Below are 1,516 nucleotides of genomic sequence, written 5' to 3' on the forward strand. Positions count from 1 at the left end.
GTGAGTTGCATGACATCGTCTGCAGTTGCCATGTCGGAACCACGTTCAGAGGGCAGTGGGCTGCCGCTAGAGTCCGCCGGTCGATCGGAGGGAACAGGTTTCTTAAATGGCTTAGAGAGAGGATGTGGCACTGAGGTCGCCAAGGACGGCGATTGAAGCTGGTTTCAAGCGGGGTGGATGAACGATTGGGCGCCAGTGGCGCGCCGCCGTGGTGACGACGGGGGTCGGCGCCAGTCCCAAAGATTGTGACGGCTGTGCAGACGGGTGGGGCGCTCCTCGGTCCTGGTCTACTCGCGGTGCGTTACACGCAAGGCTGCAGCCTGCGACTATCTGGTGCGCGTCGGTCCGGGTTATCGCGCTGCGCGCGTGAGATGAAAGGCCGGATCGGAATTCCGCAATTCCCAATTGTTGGACGGGTTAACAGCAGGAATATGGACACTTGGCAAAGGAACGAGGGCTCGCCACGCCCTAGGCTGAGTTTGGCATGCATCCCTTTTGCCTCCCCTGTGGCGGAACGAGTTCGCGTAGATGACGTTTCTCGACGATGAGGCAACGTTCTTCACAGATCAGGCTGCCTGCGAAACCGGGTGCACAGCAGCCGCCAGATGCGGGCGTCATACCCAACCGCATTGTCGTGCTTGCGAAGCGCTTGCAGACCGCCTTGGACGACAGATCTCGACAAACAGGTTCGCAGCACCTCACCTGTTTTAAAGAAAGGATAAGAAGGTGCGCGATGTGCGCGGACTGCACATCCTGATTGTCGAGGACGAGTGGTTCGTAGCGGCAGACCTTGCGCGGTTTTTCAGGAGCATGGGAGCCATCATTCTTGGCCCCGCTCCATCCGTTAAACAAGCGTGGGAACACACCTATGCAGCCGAAGCTGCAATTCTCGATGTCAATCTCAACGGCCAACGGGTGTTTCCCATCGCCGATGAACTGGTGCGCCGGGGTATCCCCTCGTGTTCTTCAGCGGCGATAGCGACATCGTGATTCCGGAGCCTCTCCGCTTTGCAAGCAATCTTCGCAAATCATTTGGCAATGAGGCAGTGTTTCGCGCCCTTCTTTCGGCGCAGGCAGCTGAACGAGCAGAGACATTCGAGCAAGGTTCATCCGACGACGTGTACGCGCTTTTGCCCAAGCTGCGGCTCGCGGCGCGCATGATGCTGGGAGATGTCGATGCGTCAGACCGTCTCGTCGAGCGGACCCTAGAACGAGCGATCCGGGAGGTAGACTGCAGACAGGCGGAGGAGTCCACGGAAAACTGGCTTGGCGCCATTATGCGAGAGGTGGCGAGGACCCGGGGCGCAGATCTTATGAATTGAGTTTGGTCGGATGAAGAGCGCACATGAGCCAGGATGCAGCGGCCTCCCCGGTTCCCATCCGCATTTGGGCAGGATCATCAAGCAGGGCACGCAGTTGCGACCGCTGATGCTAGGTCGTGAACTCATAAATGCTGGATGATTGAGACGCTGGAAAGCAATCACCCGTCGGCCTACAATCTGACTATGCCGTTCGC

2 protein-coding genes are annotated in these 1,516 nt (G+C 58.6%); both read left to right on the forward strand.

Going from position 1 to position 1,516, the window contains the following annotated elements:
- Nucleotides 1-726: 726 nt before the first annotated feature.
- A complete protein-coding gene (locus NKJ04_RS33550) occupies nt 727-990 on the forward strand; it encodes a response regulator (protein WP_352680107.1) in 264 nt (87 codons plus the stop codon).
- On the forward strand, nt 960-1,322 hold the full coding sequence (locus NKJ04_RS33555; RefSeq protein ID WP_352680109.1) for a hypothetical protein: 363 nt from the start codon (nt 960-962) through the stop codon (nt 1,320-1,322). Before NKJ04_RS33550 ends, NKJ04_RS33555 begins: the two co-directional genes overlap by 31 nt.
- Nucleotides 1,323-1,516: the final 194 nt, after the last annotated feature.

Source organism: Mesorhizobium sp. M0618 (genome assembly GCF_040320765.1).
Classification (GTDB): Bacteria; Pseudomonadota; Alphaproteobacteria; order Rhizobiales; family Rhizobiaceae; genus Mesorhizobium.